The 15,755-nt window shown below is 68.4% G+C and carries 14 protein-coding genes; 7 read left to right on the top strand and 7 right to left on the bottom strand.

Annotation, left to right across the window (positions count from 1 at the left end):
* Window positions 1-111 precede the first annotated feature (111 nt).
* Window positions 112-1,044, top strand: a complete 933-nt coding sequence (locus AC3WLF_RS12375) for a dihydrodipicolinate synthase family protein (protein WP_035815873.1) — start codon at window positions 112-114, stop codon at window positions 1,042-1,044.
* 20 nt (window positions 1,045-1,064) lie between these two features.
* The gene (locus AC3WLF_RS12370) at window positions 1,065-2,648 is read left to right on the top strand and encodes an aldehyde dehydrogenase (NADP(+)) (RefSeq protein WP_492318165.1); all 1,584 of its coding nucleotides are present in this window, start codon (window positions 1,065-1,067) and stop codon (window positions 2,646-2,648) included.
* A gap of 3 nt (window positions 2,649-2,651) precedes the next feature.
* On the opposite strand, the gene AC3WLF_RS12365 is transcribed toward AC3WLF_RS12370, so the two are convergent.
* Window positions 2,652-3,578, bottom strand: a complete 927-nt coding sequence (locus AC3WLF_RS12365) for a LysR family transcriptional regulator (RefSeq protein WP_492358288.1) — start codon at window positions 3,576-3,578, stop codon at window positions 2,652-2,654.
* A 126-nt stretch (window positions 3,579-3,704) separates the two neighbouring features.
* Entirely contained in the window at window positions 3,705-4,190 is a 486-nt protein-coding gene (locus AC3WLF_RS12360; RefSeq protein ID WP_492318167.1) for a SixA phosphatase family protein, read from the bottom strand.
* Window positions 4,191-4,347: 157 nt separating this feature from the next.
* Here AC3WLF_RS12360 and AC3WLF_RS12355 point away from each other — a divergent pair, with 157 nt between their 5' ends.
* Together AC3WLF_RS12355 and AC3WLF_RS12350 are read left to right on the top strand one after the other, a co-directional pair.
* Window positions 4,348-5,004: a dienelactone hydrolase family protein gene (locus AC3WLF_RS12355; protein WP_492318168.1), complete on the top strand. Its 657-nt coding sequence runs from the start codon at window positions 4,348-4,350 to the stop codon at window positions 5,002-5,004.
* 111 nt (window positions 5,005-5,115) lie between these two features.
* On the top strand, window positions 5,116-6,177 hold the full coding sequence (locus AC3WLF_RS12350) for a phytoene/squalene synthase family protein (protein WP_492358287.1): 1,062 nt from the start codon (window positions 5,116-5,118) through the stop codon (window positions 6,175-6,177).
* Here AC3WLF_RS12350 and AC3WLF_RS12345 read toward each other — a convergent pair.
* Window positions 6,164-7,342: an FIST signal transduction protein gene (locus tag AC3WLF_RS12345; RefSeq protein ID WP_492318170.1), complete on the bottom strand. Its 1,179-nt coding sequence runs from the start codon at window positions 7,340-7,342 to the stop codon at window positions 6,164-6,166. The genes AC3WLF_RS12350 and AC3WLF_RS12345 overlap by 14 nt on opposite strands.
* A 152-nt stretch (window positions 7,343-7,494) precedes the next feature.
* On the bottom strand, window positions 7,495-8,481 hold the full coding sequence (locus AC3WLF_RS12340; protein ID WP_035815884.1) for a Bug family tripartite tricarboxylate transporter substrate binding protein: 987 nt from the start codon (window positions 8,479-8,481) through the stop codon (window positions 7,495-7,497).
* A 199-nt stretch (window positions 8,482-8,680) separates the two neighbouring features.
* Here AC3WLF_RS12340 and AC3WLF_RS12335 point away from each other — a divergent pair, with 199 nt between their 5' ends.
* From AC3WLF_RS12335 to tcuB, 3 genes are all read left to right on the top strand, one after another.
* Window positions 8,681-9,607, top strand: a complete 927-nt coding sequence (locus tag AC3WLF_RS12335) for a LysR family transcriptional regulator (RefSeq protein WP_011616412.1) — start codon at window positions 8,681-8,683, stop codon at window positions 9,605-9,607.
* 111 nt (window positions 9,608-9,718) lie between these two features.
* Window positions 9,719-11,128, top strand: a complete 1,410-nt coding sequence (gene tcuA, locus AC3WLF_RS12330) for an FAD-dependent tricarballylate dehydrogenase TcuA (RefSeq protein ID WP_492357282.1) — start codon at window positions 9,719-9,721, stop codon at window positions 11,126-11,128.
* Window positions 11,115-12,314, top strand: coding sequence for a tricarballylate utilization 4Fe-4S protein TcuB (tcuB, locus tag AC3WLF_RS12325; protein ID WP_492358286.1), 1,200 nt, complete (start codon window positions 11,115-11,117; stop codon window positions 12,312-12,314). Before tcuA ends, tcuB begins: the two co-directional genes overlap by 14 nt.
* An 83-nt stretch (window positions 12,315-12,397) precedes the next feature.
* Here the strand turns inward: tcuB and AC3WLF_RS12320 are convergent, their stop codons facing one another.
* The 3 genes from AC3WLF_RS12320 to pcaF form a co-directional block, all read right to left on the bottom strand.
* Window positions 12,398-13,405, bottom strand: coding sequence for a Bug family tripartite tricarboxylate transporter substrate binding protein (locus AC3WLF_RS12320; RefSeq protein WP_010809834.1), 1,008 nt, complete (start codon window positions 13,403-13,405; stop codon window positions 12,398-12,400).
* A gap of 207 nt (window positions 13,406-13,612) precedes the next feature.
* Window positions 13,613-14,344 carry an SDR family NAD(P)-dependent oxidoreductase gene (locus AC3WLF_RS12315; RefSeq protein ID WP_492358285.1) on the bottom strand — a complete coding sequence of 244 codons (732 nt, stop codon included), beginning with the start codon at window positions 14,342-14,344 and terminating at the stop codon, window positions 13,613-13,615.
* Window positions 14,345-14,529: 185 nt separating this feature from the next.
* The gene (pcaF, locus tag AC3WLF_RS12310) at window positions 14,530-15,732 is read right to left on the bottom strand and encodes a 3-oxoadipyl-CoA thiolase (RefSeq protein WP_492353021.1); all 1,203 of its coding nucleotides are present in this window, start codon (window positions 15,730-15,732) and stop codon (window positions 14,530-14,532) included.
* Between the last annotated feature and the right edge of the window lie 23 nt (window positions 15,733-15,755).

Raw genomic sequence — 15,755 nt, 5'->3', positions numbered from 1 at the left:
AAGGGTCTGTGAGTCGCAAAAGCGATCACCAGATGGAAAGGTTTCAATATACAGCCAGGGGGGCGGCTCGTATATTGGCCCGAACCAATTCACAAGCAGCCGGAGGAGACCATGACCCGCACCCCATCCCCCACCGTCTACCGCGGCGTATTCCCGGTAGCGCCCACCATCTTCGACGCCCAGGGCGGCCTCGACCTCGACGGCCAGCGCCGCTGCATCGACTTCATGATCGATGCGGGGTCGCACGGCATCTGCATCCTGGCCAACTTCTCCGAGCAGTTCGTGCTGAGCGACGACGAGCGCAACGTGCTGATGAAGACCGTGCTGGAACACGTGGACGGCCGGGTGCCGGTGATCGTCACCACCACGCATTTCAGCTCGCGCCTGTGCGCCGAGCGCAGCCGCGCGGCGCAGGATGCGGGCGCGGCCATGGTGATGGTGATGCCGCCCTACCACGGCGCCACCATCCGCGTGCCCGAGCGCAGCATCTATGAATTCTTCGCCACGGTCTCGGATGCCATCGACATCCCCATCATGATCCAGGACGCGCCGGTCAGCGGCACCACGCTGAGCGCACCGTTCCTGGCGCGCATGGCGCGCGAGATCGGCAATGTGTCGTACTTCAAGATCGAAGTGCCGCAGGCCGCGGCCAAGCTGCGCGAGCTGATCGAACTGGGCGGCGACGCCATCGTCGGCCCCTGGGACGGCGAAGAGGCCATCACGCTGATGGCCGACCTGGAAGCGGGCGCTACGGGTGCGATGACGGGTGCGGGCTTCCCCGACGGCATCCGCCAGATCCTCGATGCCTGGCAGGCCGGCGATGCCGAACTGGCCGCGCAGCGCTACCAGCAATGGCTGCCGCTGATCAATTATGAAAACCGGCAAGGCTGGCTGGCCACCAGCAAGGTGCTGATGCAGGCAGGCGGCGTGATCGCGTCGGACGCGGTGCGCCATCCGCTGCAGCCGATGCACCCGGCCACCCGCGAAGGGCTGCTGAAGATTGCGCGGAGGCTGGATCCGCTGGTGTTGCGCTGGGCCCGCTGATCTCATCGAAAGGACAAGGCATGACAATCTCAGGCGAACTCCTGATCGGCCGCCGCGCTGAACGCGGCGGCAACGGCACCATCCACGCCATCGACGCGGCCACCGGAGCCACCCTCGAACCGGCATTCGGCGGCGCCACGCCCGCACAGCTGGACCAGGCCTGCGCGCTGGCATGGCAGGCATTCGACACCTACCGCGAGACCACGCCCGAGCGGCGCGCCGATTTCCTCGAAGCCATCGCCGCCAACATCCTGGCGCTGGGCGATACCCTGATCGACCGCTGCACCACCGAATCCGGCCTGCCGCGCGCCCGCATCGAAGGCGAGCGCGGCCGCACCGTGGGGCAGTTGCGCATGTTCGCAAGCCTGCTGCGCCAGGGCGACTTCCTTGAACTGCGCGTCGACCCCGCGCTACCTGAACGCAAGCCGCTGCCGCGCGTCGACCTGCGCCTGCGCCATATCGCGCTGGGGCCGGTAGCAGTATTCGGCGCCAGCAACTTCCCGCTGGCATTCTCGGTGGCCGGCGGCGATACCGCCTCGGCCCTGGCCGCGGGCTGCCCGGTCGTCGTGAAGGCGCATCCGGCGCACCCGGGCACATCGGAGCTGGTCGGCCGCGCCATCCGCAAGGCCGTCGACGACATGGACCTGCCCGAAGGCACCTTCTCGCTGCTGTTCGATGCCGGGCTGGAGGTCGGGCAAGGGCTGGTGGCCGACCCGCGCATCAAGGCCGTCGGCTTCACCGGCTCACGCGCCGGCGGCATGGCGCTGATGGCGATCGCGGCGGCACGGTCCGAGCCGATCCCCGTGTTTGCCGAGATGAGCAGCATCAACCCGGTACTCCTGTTCCCGCACGCACTGGCCAATCGCGCCGAAGCCATCGGCACGGCGTTTGCGGATTCGCTGATGCTGGGCGCGGGGCAGTTCTGCACCAACCCCGGCCTGGTGCTGGCGGTTGCGGGGGATGACCTGGAGCGCTTCCTGCATGCCGCGGCTGCGCGGCTGGGGGCGCTGCCGGCTGCGACCATGCTGACGCCCGGCATCCATCGTGCCTATTGCGCCGGCGTCGATAGGCTCGCTGGCCATGCGCAAGTGCAGACCGTTGCGCGTGGCGCGGCGGGATCGGCTGCACAGGGACGGGCCGCGCTGTTCGCCACCGACGCCGGTGCCTTCCTGGCCGACGAAGCGCTGCGCCACGAAGTCTTCGGCGCCGCCTCGCTGGTGGTGCGCTGCCGCGACCTCACCGAGATGCGGCGCGTCATCGACGCACTGGAAGGCCAGCTGACCGCCGCCCTCCATATCGACGATGCCGACCACGACGCCGCCCGCACCTTCCTGCCCGCGCTGGAACGCCTGGCGGGACGCATCCTGGTCAATGGCTTCGGCACGGGCGTGGAGGTCGGGCATGCGATGGTGCATGGCGGGCCCTGGCCGGCAACGTCCGACGGCCGCAGCACCTCGGTCGGCAGCCTGGCCATCGCGCGCTTCCTGCGCCCGGTCAGCTACCAGGACATGCCGCCCGGCCTGCTGCCCGCGTCGCTGCGCCCGGACAGCCCGCAACGCCACGCGTGGCGCCTCGACGGCAAGCGCCAAGGCATGCCCGGCTGAGGCTCATCTCGACAACGCCCGCAACGCATCGATCAGCAGGCTCATCGATGCCGTCGGCGGGCGGCCCCGCCGCGTGACGATGCCATAGGGCCCCAGCTTGCGCGGCAGGGGCAGCGGCAATACCGCCAGCGCGCCAAGCCTGCCGTAGTAGGCGGCGACCGACTCCGGCAGCACCGCGATCAGTTCGCTGTCCGCCAGCAACGACGTGGTCATCAGCACCGCCGCGGTCTCGATGGTCGACGGCGGCGCCGGCACGCCGGCATCCTCGAACGAGCGGTCGATCAGCGCGCGCATCGGGCTGGGGCGCGGCTGCATGATCCACGGGTAGCCCGTCAGTTCCTCGAACGACAGCTTGCGGCGCCGCGCCAGCGGGTGCTGCGGCCCGACCACGATGGCCAGGCCTTCGTCGCCCAGCTGCTCGAAGTCCAGGCCGCTGCTGTCCCAGCCATCCGGCACGCGCCCCAGCACGATATCGAGCTGGTCGCGCTCAAGCTGCGGCATCAGCACATCGCTGGTCTCCACGTGCACCGCCACTTCCAGCCGCGGGTGATCGCGATTGAGCCGCCGGATCACATCGGCAAGCAGCCCCGGCGTGGGCGCCATCACCGCCCCGACCCGCACGCGCCCGATCTTGCCGGACTCCAGCGCCACCAGTTCATCGCGCAGCCCGCCCATGTCGGCAAACACCAGCCGGGCATAGCGCGTGGCCGCCAGCCCGAAGCGCGTGGCCCGCAGCCCGCGCGCATGGCGCTCGAACAGCGGCACGCCGAGCAGGTCTTCCATGTCCTGCAGCATCTTGCTGACCGCGGGCTGCGTGAGCGTCAGCGCCTCGGCGGCCTGGCGCAGGGAGCCGCGCTCCTCCACCGCCAGCAGCAGGCGCAGGTGCTGCATTTTCAGGCGACCGTGGAGGGTGCTGACGGGTGGGATCATGGGTGGGACCAAGCGTAGGGAAGCGTGAGGGCAGGCTTTCGCCTGCGATCACAAATTCTTATCGCTTCGCCCCGTATGGTCAAGCCGGATATATCACTGTTCACGCCGACGGCAGCCGGCATCGGATTACTTCTTTGGCGATTCCAGCGTGACTTTCGAGGGGGTGATTTCGCCGACATCCTCCCACGCCTTGGTGTCGAAGCGGAATCTGGCGACGGCGCAGGTCGGCATGTCGGTGATCTCGTCCGACAAGCGATGCGCGAAGTCGGTGAACTCGGGGTTGTGACCGAACAGCATCACGCAATCTAGCTTCTTGTCGAGCGCACGAACGACGGCCAGCAACGCCTCCGCGCTGGTGGCATACAGCTGGTCATCGAGCGCGATGTCCTTGCGTGCATAGCCGAGCTCGTCGGCAATCAGTTGCGCTGTCGTCAGCGCACGCAGGGCCGGACTCGACAGGAGCAGGTCGGGCTTCAGCTTGCGCTCGGCCAGGCGCTTGCCCATTTCCGGGGCGTCTTGCAGGCCACGGTCATTCAGGGGGCGCTCACGGTCGGGCAAGGAGGGATCGTCTTTGCTTGACTTGGCATGCCGGACGAGAAACAGGGTCTTCATGTTTCCTCCTGATCCAAAGGATTGCTGTCGATTGCGCGCGCCAGGAGACCTGCACACGGCGACTGGCCTCGCCGCCACGCCCGCCCTATAGTGGACTTGGATGGGCGCGATTGCAACGCGATGCACGTCTACGCACCACCCGTCGGAGGACTGCGCCATGCCGAGCAATTCAGAAGCCATCGAGGTTGTGATCCCGGCCGGCGGCGTGGACCTGCAAGGCATACTCACGTTGCCGCCCGGCGCGGTCGCATTGGTATTGTTTGCGCACGGCACGGGCAGTTCCCGGCTTAGCCCGCGCAATCGATATGTGGCCGCGGAGCTCAATCGCTGCGGCATGGCAACGCTGCTGATGGATCTGCTGCTGCCGGACGAAGACCAGGTGCAGGCCATCCGCTTCGACGTCGAGCTCCTGGCAACACGGCTGGCGCAGGCAACCAGCTGGGTGGCGCGGCAGCAAGCCGTGCCACAGCGGTTCGGCTACTTCGGCGCCAGCGTTGGTGGCGCCGCGTCGATCCGTGCCGCATGCCAGTCGTCTGTCCCGATACACGCCGTCGTTTCGCGCGGGGGCCGGGTCGACCTGGCGGGCCCCGACGCCCTTGCGAAACTGCTTGCGCCCACCATGCTGATCATTGGCGGGCTGGACCTGAGCGTCCTGGAACGCAATGAATCGGCGTATGCCCAGCTGACATGCACCAAGAAGCTGGTGATCGTGCCCGGCGCCTCCCATTTGTTCGAGGAGCCCGGCGCACTGGAATCGGTCGCTCGCCTGGCGGCGCAGTGGTTCGAGCGTTATCTCGGCAAGGACTCGCCCTGAACAGGGCCAGCAATCTGCCCCTGGCGTCGAAGGTACAATGCCCGGGCCCGGCCTGACGGCCACCCGGGCATTGTCACTTTCACCAACCTCCCAGGGAACAGGACACCACCCATGCGCGAACCCAGCCGGGCGTTCCTCCTCGGTCCGCTGCTCAAAGGCGTCTCGCGTTCGTTCTATCTCACGCTGCGCGTGCTGCCCGAGCGGATGCGCGATCCGGTCGGCCTGGCCTATCTGCTGGCGCGTGCCGCCGACACGATTGCCGATACCTCGCTGATCCCGCCACAACGGCGCCTGGCGCTGCTGTTGTCGTTGCGCGACCAGGTCAACGGTGCAACCGCAGACACGGCGCTGGCCGACAGCATCGCCACCGAGGTGGCAGGCCGGCAGGAACAGTCGGACGAGCGCATCCTGCTCGAGTCACTGGGCCCTGCGCTGGCGGTGCTGGCGCAGCTGGAGCCGGACGACCGGCAAGCGGTACGGCAGATCGTATCGACCCTGAGCGAGGGCCTGGAATTTGACCTGCGCACCTTCCCCGATGAAAACGCAGGCCGCATCGTCGCACTGCGCGAGCCGGAAGAGCTTGACCGTTACACGTACCTGGTCGCCGGATGCGTGGGCGAGTTCTGGACCAGCATGACCGCCGCGCACATGCCTGGCGCGATCGGCAAGCCCGACGCCATGCTGCGCCGCGGGGTCCGCTTCGGCAAAGCCTTGCAGATGACCAATGTGCTGCGGGACTGCGGCAAGGACCTGCGCATCGGCCGCTGCTATCTTCCGGCCACGATGCTGCACCAGCATGGCCTGAGCCCGCAGGATCTGCTGCTGCCGGACGCCTCGCTGCGCGCTCGGGCCTTGATGCTCGAGCTCGTGCGCAAGACGCTGGACCACTTTTGCGAGGCGATGGCGTACACGCTTGCCATTCACCCGCGTTTTATCCGGCTGCGGCTGGCCTGCCTGTGGCCCGTCCTTATCGGCATGGAAACGCTGTTGCTGCTGGTGCGCAACGACGACTGGCTGGACCCGGCAAAGGCGTCCAGACTGCAGCGCGGCAAGGTGTATCGGATCATTGCGTATTCGCTGCCGATGGTCCTGTCGAACAGCTTGTTGCGCATCTGGTTTGCGCGCCAGATGCGCAACATCGATGCAGTCATTCGCGGATTCAATGGCCGGTGAATACCGTCAGCACCCCCGTATAGCCATAGAGGTGATCCCTTGCGATCTCGCCGCCGGCAAAGAAGCCAGCCAGCGGCAGGTCGCCAAGCGCGCGGCGTACGGTCTGCAGCTCGGCATGCGGCGCGCCGAAATGCGGCCCGCCCCGGCCTGAGCAACTGATGTAAAGCGCGCCACGTGCGCGGCTGCCGCCGCGTTCGATCTCCGTGCGGATCTCGGTGGCGACGCGCACCAGGTCCGCGCGCGCCGCGTCAGCATTGCGCATGCAGAAAGCCAGCCGCATGCCGGGCTCGACCATGTCGGCCAGCGCCAGCATGCGATGCTGCACGTCCAGGCCGATCAGGTGGCGCACCAGCGTGTCCGAGCCGAACCTGCCGGGCAGCACCGGGGCATCGTCGGCGGCTGAATTCAGGCCGGCCAGCGTTCCGGCCAGCGCCTCCGCCATGGTCTCCACCTGGGCATCGCGCTCGACGCCCAGGTCATTCAGGATGCAATCCAGGGCCGGCTTGCCGTCCAGCTCGAACAGGAGGTTGTGATCGCTGCGCGTCACGGCGCGCACCGGCCCGATCGGCTGGCAGCCCTGCGTGACGCGGGAGACCAGTTCGATCCCGGGGCCGAACAGCACGCCCGACAGCCCACCGGAGAAGACGCCATCGGCAATATGCAAGGTACGGTTGCGGGCCGACGACAAGCCGCCGAACAGGTAACCGGTGGCCGTGCGCGCGCTCAGCTCGTGCAACAGGTCCTGCACGTCCGGCGTACTGCCCTCGGCATGCACCAGCGCGGTATGGGGAACGAAGCCGGAAGACGCCGGCGGCAAGGGCTGGCGCCCGGAAAACAGCTGGAACGCATCGCGCGGAAACGGCGCCGCCATCAGCACCATGGCCGGCTCGTCGAAATACTCCTTGCCGCTGGCGGATACGCCCAGGCCGACCGTGCCGACCCAGGACACGCCGGGCCAGTTCTGCTGCAGCGCGGCAAGGATGGCCTCGGCGGCCAGCGCGTAGTAGTCGCTCAGGTAGCACCAGCCGAGCGTGAGCGGCGGCGCGTTGTCTGCCTTCGCCTGGCGCAGGAAATCCTGCGTGTCCAGCTGGCGCTGGCAGTCCGCCAGCGCGACCTGCCATTCGACGTGGGCCGCGTCAGCGTGAACGAAGGAAAGGTCATGCATTTTGGGATCCTCCGTATTCAGGCTGGCGACATCCATTGGACTGTTGCCGGCAAGGGGTGTTCAGCCCCCGTTCTGGCAGCCGGTCGGCTGCCGCGGCCGCTCCTGCGCGATCTCCTCCTGTAACGCCAGCGCCGCCCTTGTGAGCGAGGCCGTTACTCCGCCTTCGCCCCCGATTCCCGCGCCACCTTGCCCCACTTGTCGGTTTCGGCGCGGATAAAGGCAGCAAGCTGCGTTGGCGTCATGTCGCCAGCGGTCACGCCCTGCTCGTCAAACCGCTTCTGCACCTCCGGCGCCTTCAGCAGCTTGCCCAGCTCCGCCGAGACGCGCTGCTCGATCGCCGCGGGCGTGCCGCGCGGCGCCATCAGCGCGAACCATGTGGTGACTTCATAGCCCCTGACGCCGCTCTCCGCCAGCGTCGGCACGCCGGGATAGGCGGCGGAACGCTTCGCGGTGGTGACCGCCAGCGCCCGGACCTTGCCGCTGCGCACGTGCTGCGACGCCGACGGGCTGGTCTCGATCGCCATCTGGATCTGGCCCGCGATCAGGTCGGTCATCATCGGCGCGCCGCCCTTATACGGTACATGCGCAATGTCGGTGCCGGTCAGCGCGCGGAACAACTCGCCGGACAGGTGCTCGGTGCTGCCGATGCCGGCCGAGCCGTAGTTGACCTTGCCGGGATGCGCCTTGATATAGGCGATCAGGTCGGACACGGACTTCACCGGGATCGCAGGATTGACCACCAGCACATTGGGCGTCAGCGCCACCAGGCCCACCGGATCGAGGTCGCGCGTGAACTCGTAGGGGAGGCTCTTGTAGATGGCCGGCGCCATGGTGTGGGCCACGGTGGCCAGCAGGAAGGTGTAGCCGTCGGCCGGCGCGCGCGCCACGTTGGCCGCGCCGAGGGTGCCGCCGGCGCCGGGGCGGTTGTCCACCACCACCGGCTGCTGCAGCGCCTCGCCCAGCTTCTGGCCGATGGTGCGGGCGAGGATGTCAGTGGTGCCGCCGCTGGCGAAGGGCACTACCAGGGTGATCGGCTTGGCCGGCCAGTTGTCCGCGGCGAACGCGGCGGGCGCGCCCAGTACAGCGGTACCGGCGAGGCCGGCCACCACGGCGCGGCGCATGCGCGAAACGGTTGTCATGCAGTCTCCTTTGCGGGAAGTCATGTTGTTATGGAATGGCGGCTGCGTAGTGTCGCTTCCGCCGGTTTCTGACCGGTGCGACTCTACGCAGCCGCTGGCAATCGCGCCATCGGGCGGGCGTTAACGGGTCTTCAGGATTCGTGAACTGCGGCAGGTTTTCCGCTACCATGCGGGCAAATTGCGGCAGCGGGGACGCGACATGGAACTGAGGCAACTGCGCTACTTCGTCAGCGTGATCGAGCATGGCAGCATGGGCAAGGCGGCGCTGGAGCTGGGCGTGGTCACGTCCGCGCTGAGCCAGCAGATCAGCCGGCTGGAGAGCGAGCTGTCGACGCGGCTGCTGCAGCGCACTTCCACCGGCGTGGTCGCCACCGATGCCGGGCTGGCCTTCTGGCGCCAGGCCCAGCTGGCGCTGCGCCATATCGACGATGCCGCGCTGGCCGCGCGGCAGGCGCGCCTGTCGGGCCATGTCAGCGTGGGCCTGCCGCCCAGCACCGCCGCGGTGCTGGCGCTGCCCTTCATGCAGGCCATGCGCGAGCGCTACCCCGACGTGCGGCTGCGCATGGTGGAGAGCCTGTCCGGCTACCTCGGCACGATGCTGAGCGCGCGCCAGATCGACCTGGCGGTGCTGTTCAGCGAGGAGCCCGCGCAGCGCTGGAGTGTGCTGCCGCTGCTCGATGAGCGCCTGTTCGTGATCGGCGCCGAGGGGCTGGCCGGCATGCCGCGCGGCGAGCAGACCTCGGTGGCGGCACTTGGCAAGCTGCCGCTGATCCTGCCCAGCGGCTCGCACGGGCTGCGCGCGCTGGTCGCCGCGTGCTTTCGCCAGGCGAAGCGCGAGCCCCAGGTGGTGGCGGAGATCGACGGGCTGGCGATCCTGATGGACGCCGTGCGCGGTGGCCTGGGCGCCACCATCCAGCCGGGCGCGGCGCTGGCGCGCAGCCATGGCACGCCCTACCGCAGCATACTGGTCACCGACGCCGGCGCCACGCGGCCCAACCTGCTGGTCAGCCTGTCCGACGATGAACTGTCGCCGGCGGGCCTGGCCGCGCGCGTGGTGCTGGCCGACGTCGCCACCACGCTGGTGCGCGAGGGGCGCTGGCCCGGCGCCACGTTGCGCCCGCGCTGAGCCGGCCATGCCCCGGCCGGGCTTCACGAAAGCTGAAGCCCCCTTGCCGCGCCCCTGCTGGCGCCGGCCCGCCTTGCCCGCCAAGATGGCGCCAGCAAGGAGACAATCCCCATGGTCGACGTATTGGTAATTGGCGGCGGCAACGCGGCCCTGTGCGCGGCGCTGATGGCGCGCGAAGCCGGGGCCTCGGTGCTGCTGCTCGAATCCGCGCCGCGCGCCTGGCGCGGCGGCAACTCCCAGCACACGCGCAACCTGCGCTGCATGCATGACGCGCCGCAGGACGTGCTGGTCGATGCCTATCCCGAGGAAGAGTACTGGCAGGACCTGCTCAAGGTCACCGGCGGCATCACCGACGAACACCTGGCGCGGCTGGTGATCCGCGCGTCATCGACCTGCCGGCCGTGGATGCGCAGGCATGGCGTGCGCTTCCAGCCGCCGCTGTCGGGTGCGCTGCACGTGGCGCGCACCAACGCCTTCTTCATGGGTGGCGGCAAGGCGCTGGTCAACGCGTACTACCGCAGCGCCGAAGCGATGGGGGTGCAGGTCCGCTATGAAACCCCGGTGGACGCGATCGAGCTGGACGGCGACCGCTTCGTCGCCGCGCGCAGCGGCAGCCAGCGCTTCACCGCGCGCGCCTGCGTGCTGGCCGCGGGCGGCTTCGAATCCAACCGCGAATGGCTGCGCGAAGCCTGGGGCCGGAACGAACGTGGCGAATGGCCCGCCGACAACTTCCTGATCCGCGGCACGCGCTTCAACCAGGGCGTGCTGCTGCGTTCCATGATCGACGCCGGCGCCGACGCCATCGGCGATCCGTCGCAATCGCACTGTGTCGCCATCGACGCGCGCGCGCCGCTGTACGACGGCGGCATCTGCACGCGCATCGATTGCGTGTCGCTGGGTATCGTGGTCAATCGCGACGCCGTGCGCTTCTACGACGAAGGCGAGGACTTCTGGCCCAAGCGCTACGCCATCTGGGGCCGGCTGGTGGCGCAGCAGCCCGGGCAGATCGGCTATTCGATCATCGACAGCAAGGCCATCGGGCGCTTCATGCCGCCGGTGTTTCCCGGCGAGAAGGCCGACACGCTGCCTGAGCTCGCGCGCAAGCTGGGGCTGCCGGAAGCGCAGTTCGCGCGCACGGTGCAGGACTACAACGCGGCGTGCCGCGTCGGCACCTTCGACCACACCGCGCTGGACGACTGCCACACCGAAGGCCTGGCACCGGCCAAGACGCATTGGGCCAGGCCGCTCGACCAGGCGCCGTTCTACGGCTACGCGCTGCGGCCGGGCATCACCTTCACTTACCTGGGGCTCAAGGTCAACGACCGCGCCCAGGTGCACTTTGGCGGCAAGCCAAGCGGGAATCTGTTCGTGGCAGGAGAAATGATGGCCGGCAACGTGCTCGGCAAGGGATACACGGCCGGTGTCGGCATGTCGATCGGCACGGCCTTCGGGCGCATCGCGGGCACGCAGGCTGCATTGGCGGCGGGCATCAACACGGGAGCCGTCCATGCAGAAGCTTGAAGCCCTGGCGCGCGAGGCCGCGCAACTGGCCGGGCAGGACGCTGCCGCCCCGGCGCCGCAGTCCCGCGTCATCCGCGTGCTGCCGCTGACCGACAATGAGGCCGAAGTTGCCCGGCAGATGCAGATCTGCAATGCCTGCCGCTACTGCGAAGGCTTCTGCGCGGTGTTCCCGGCCATGACCCGCCGGCTGGAGTTCGGCAAGGCCGACGTCAACTACCTGGCCAACCTGTGCCACAACTGCGGCGCCTGCTACCACGCCTGCCAGTACGCGCCGCCGCATGATTTCGGCGTCAACGTGCCGCAGGCGATGGCAAAGGTGCGGCTGGAAACCTATAGCGAATATGCATGGCCCGCGCCGCTGGGCAAGCTGTACCAGCGCAACGGGCTGACGGTATCGGTGGCGCTGGCCTTCGGGCTGGCGTTGTTCCTGGTACTCGCCGCCACGCTGGGCGGCGCGCTGTGGCAGACGCATGCGGGCGGCAATTTCTACGCGGTATTCCCGCACAACACGCTGGCGGCATTGTTCGGCAGTGTGTTCGGCTTTGCCGTGCTTGCGCTTGGCCTGGGCGTGCGCCGCTTCTGGCGTGATGTCTCTGCCGGCACAGCGTCGGCACCGGCCGTGGCAGAGGCGGCCCGGAACGTGCTGGCACTGACCTACCTCGATGGCGGCCACGGCGATGGCTGCAACGAGGCCAGCGACCGCTTCACGCTGGCGCGGCGGCGCTTCCACCATTTCACGTTCTACGGCTTCATGCTGTGCTTTGCGTCGACAGTGGTGGCGACCGGCTACCACTATCTGCTGGGCTGGCATGCGCCCTATCCGGTCACGAGCCTGCCGGTGCTGCTGGGCACCGCCGGCGGCGTGGGCCTGCTGGTGGGCCCGGCGGGCTTGCTGTGGCTGAACCTGCGCCGGCACCCGATGCATGGGGATGCCCGGCAGCGGCCGATGGACCGCGGCTTCATCGCGCTGCTGCTGCTGACCAGCGCCACCGGGCTGGGGTTGCTGGCCGGGCGCGGCACCGCGGCGATGCCGCTGTTGCTGGCGGTCCACCTTGGCGTGGTGATGGCGTTGTTTGCGACGCTGCCGTATGGCAAGTTCGCACACGGCATCTATCGCAGTGCGGCGCTGCTCAAATCTGCGATCGAAAAGCGGCAGAAAAACAAGCTGCAGCTTGGCAGCGATTGAGTGGCAGCCGTCCCCGCCCACGCATAAACAAAAAGCCGGTCCCGACAGGGACCGGCTTTTCTTTGGCGCGGCAAGGACGCGAATCAATCCACCGTAGCGCCCGAAGCCTTCACCACCTTCGCCCACTTGGCCGTTTCCGACTTCATGAACGCGGCCAGCTGGGCCGGCTTTTCCGGATTGGGTTCGGCGCCCTGGTCGGCCATCTGCTTCTTCACTTCCGGCATGGCCAGGATCTTCACCACTTCGGCGTTGAGGCGATCGACGATGGGCTGCGGCGTGCCGCCGGTGGCGTACAGCGCAAACCACGAGGTGGCCTCATAGCCCGGCACACCCGATTCGGCCACGGTCGGCACGTTGGGCAGCGCCGGCGAGCGCTTGGCCGAAGTCACGGCGATGGCGCGCAGCTTGCCGGCCTTCACGTGCGGGTACGACGACGGCATGTTGTCGAACATCAGGCCGATCTGGTTGCCCAGCAGGTCGTTCACGGCCGGGGCGCTGCCCTTGTACGGGATGTGCTGGATATGCAGGCCGGTCATGGAGTTGAACAGCTCGCCCGACAGGTGCATCGACGAACCGCTGCCCGACGAGCCGTACGACAGCTTGTCCGGGTTGGCCTTGACGTAGGTGATCAGTTCCTTGACGTTGTTGACCGGCACCTTGGGATTCACCACCACCAGGTTCGGCACCATGGCCACGCGCGTGATCGGCGCGAAATCCTTGACCGGGTCATACGGCAGCTTGGAGTACAGCGACTGGTTGATCGCGTGCGTGCCGATGGTGCCCATGAACAGCGTGTAGCCGTCGCCCGGCGCCTTGGCCGCCAGCGAGGCGCCAATGTTGCCGCCCGCGCCCGGACGGTTGTCGATCACCACCGGCTGGCCGAGCGCCTTGCCCAGCTGCAGGCCGACGATGCGGGCCAGGATGTCGGTGGTGCCGCCGGCCGAGAACGGCACGATCATGGTGATAGGCTTGGTCGGGTAGCCGCCCTGCGCATGGGCCGCACCGGCAAAGCCGGCGATGGTGGTGGCCAGCGCCACGCCAGCGGCAAGCAGGCGGCGGCGCGTGGTGGAGGTCTGGGAATCTTGTCTCATCGGTAATGCTCCGGTGCTATATCGTTCCGGCGGTGATTGGGTACCGCGGGAGGTTGTGCTGAATGGCGTGATTGCCGTTCCCGAACGGATGGCGCGCACATGCGCGCATCCGGAGGGCGGCTCGTGGCCGGGCCGCCATGCGTGACGCTTGGTTAACGTCTCTTCTTGTTGAATGCTTGAATGCGGGATGCCTGGGACGCGCGCTGCTTACACCGGCGCAACGCCCAGCGTGGTGCCGCCGCACACGTACAGCACCTGGCCGGTGACGAAGCCGTTGTCTGGCGACAGGAAGAACAGCGCGGCACGCGCAACGTCTTCCGGCGTGCCCATGCGCTTGACCGTGATGCTGGCCAGGATGCGCCGGGTCTGTTCGGCGCCTTCGGGGTTGCTCTTGCGGAACAGCTCGGTGGCGATCGGGCCCGGGGCCACGGCGTTGACGGTGACGCCGTCGCCGCCCAGCTCCATCGCGAGCGTGCGGGTCATGCCGATCAGGCCGGCCTTGGTGGCGGAGTACACCACGCGCTCGGCCTTGCCCAGCGCGGCGCGCGAGGCCATGTTGACGATGCGGCCAAAACCGGCAGCACGCATCGCGGGCAGGCACGCCTGCGTCAGCAGCAGCGTGGCCTGCAGGTGCAGGCCGGTCACGTAGTCCAGGTCGGCAACGGTGGCGGTGTCGGCGGTGCCGGGGCGCGTGGCGCCGGCGTTGTTCACCAGGCGCGTGACGGCGAAGCGCGAGGTCACCTGCGCGGCCACGGCGCGGGTCGCCTCGGCATCGGTCAGGTCGGCCTGGAAGAAGGTCAGGTTCGGGTGCGACCAGGCCGGTTCGGCAAAGTCGACATTGACCACCTGGGTCACGCCATCGGCCAGCAGCATTTCACAGATGGCGCGGCCGATACCGGAACTGCCGCCGGTGACGAGCGTGGCTACGGGAAGGGACATCTTTGACTCACTTTCAAGACTACTGCGGACTGGCTCCCTCTCTCGCTTGCGGGCGAGGGTTGGGGTGAGGGCGGGCGTGTCGACGAAGTGCAGCGTGTCGGTACGCCACTGCCTGCCCTCACCCCCTGCCCCTCTCTCGCAAGCGGGAGAGGGGAGCAAACCCGCGGGAGGTCAACCGAACTCGCTCAAACGCGCTCGATCACCATCGCAATACCCTGGCCCACGCCGATGCACATCGTGCACAGCGCGAAGCGGCCGCCGGTGCGGTGCAGCTGGTACATCGCGGTGGTGACCAGGCGCGCGCCGCTCATGCCCAGCGGGTGGCCCAGCGCGATCGCGCCGCCGTTCGGGTTGACGCGCTTGTCGTCGTCGGCCACGCCCAGTTCACGCAGCACGGCCAGGCCTTGCGCGGCGAACGCCTCGTTCAGCTCGATCACGTCGATCTGGTCCATGGTCATGCCGAGCTGCTTGAGCAGCTTCTGCGACGCCGGTGCCGGGCCGATGCCCATCACGCGCGGCGCCACACCGGCGGTGGCCATGCCGACGATGCGGGCGCGCGGGGTCAGGCCGTGCTGCTTGAGGCCGGCTTCGCTGGCCAGCAGCAGCGCGCAGGCGCCGTCATTCACGCCCGAGGCATTGCCGGCGGTCACGGTGCCGTCAGGACGGACCACGCCGCGCAGCTTGGCCAGCGCTTCCATGCTGGTGGCGCGCGGGTGCTCGTCGCGCTCGACCACGATCGGGTCGCCCTTCTTCTGCGCGATGGTGACCGGAGTGATTTCCTGCGCCAGCGTGCCGTCGGCCTGCGCGCGCGAGGCCTTTTCCTGGCTGCGCAGCGCCATCAGGTCCTGGTCTTCGCGGCTGATCTTGTAGTCGGTGGCGACGTTCTCGGCGGTCTCGGGCATCGAGTCCACGCCGTAGGCCGCGCGCATGGCCGGGTTGATAAAGCGCCAGCCGATGGTGGTGTCGAAGATCTGCGCATCGCGCGAGAAGGCGCTGGTGGCCTTGCCCATCACGAACGGGGCGCGGCTCATGCTTTCCACGCCGCCGGCGATCATCAGGGTGGCTTCGCCGGCCTTGATGGCGCGCGCGGCGGTGCCGGTGGCGTCCATGCCGGAGCCGCACAGGCGGTTGAGGGTTGCACCGGGCACCTCTTGCGGCAGGCCCGCCAGCAGCGCCGACATGCGTGCCACGTTGCGGTTGTCCTCGCCGGCCTGGTTGGCGTTGCCGTAGATCACGTCATCGATGGCCTTCCAGTCCAGGTTCGGATTGCGGGCCATCAGCGCCTTCAGCGGCACCGCGCCAAGGTCGTCCGCGCGCACCGCGGACAGGCTGCCGCCGTAGCGGCCGATGGGGGTGCGGATGGCGTCGCAGATAAAGGCTTCGGTCATGGTGTGTCTCTCTCTCTTGGTGT

It is taken from the genome of Cupriavidus sp. FW306-01-F10A (genome assembly GCF_058782785.1).
Note: the sequence above shows the minus strand (reverse complement) of the source record. Positions and strands in the feature narration are given on the sequence as shown.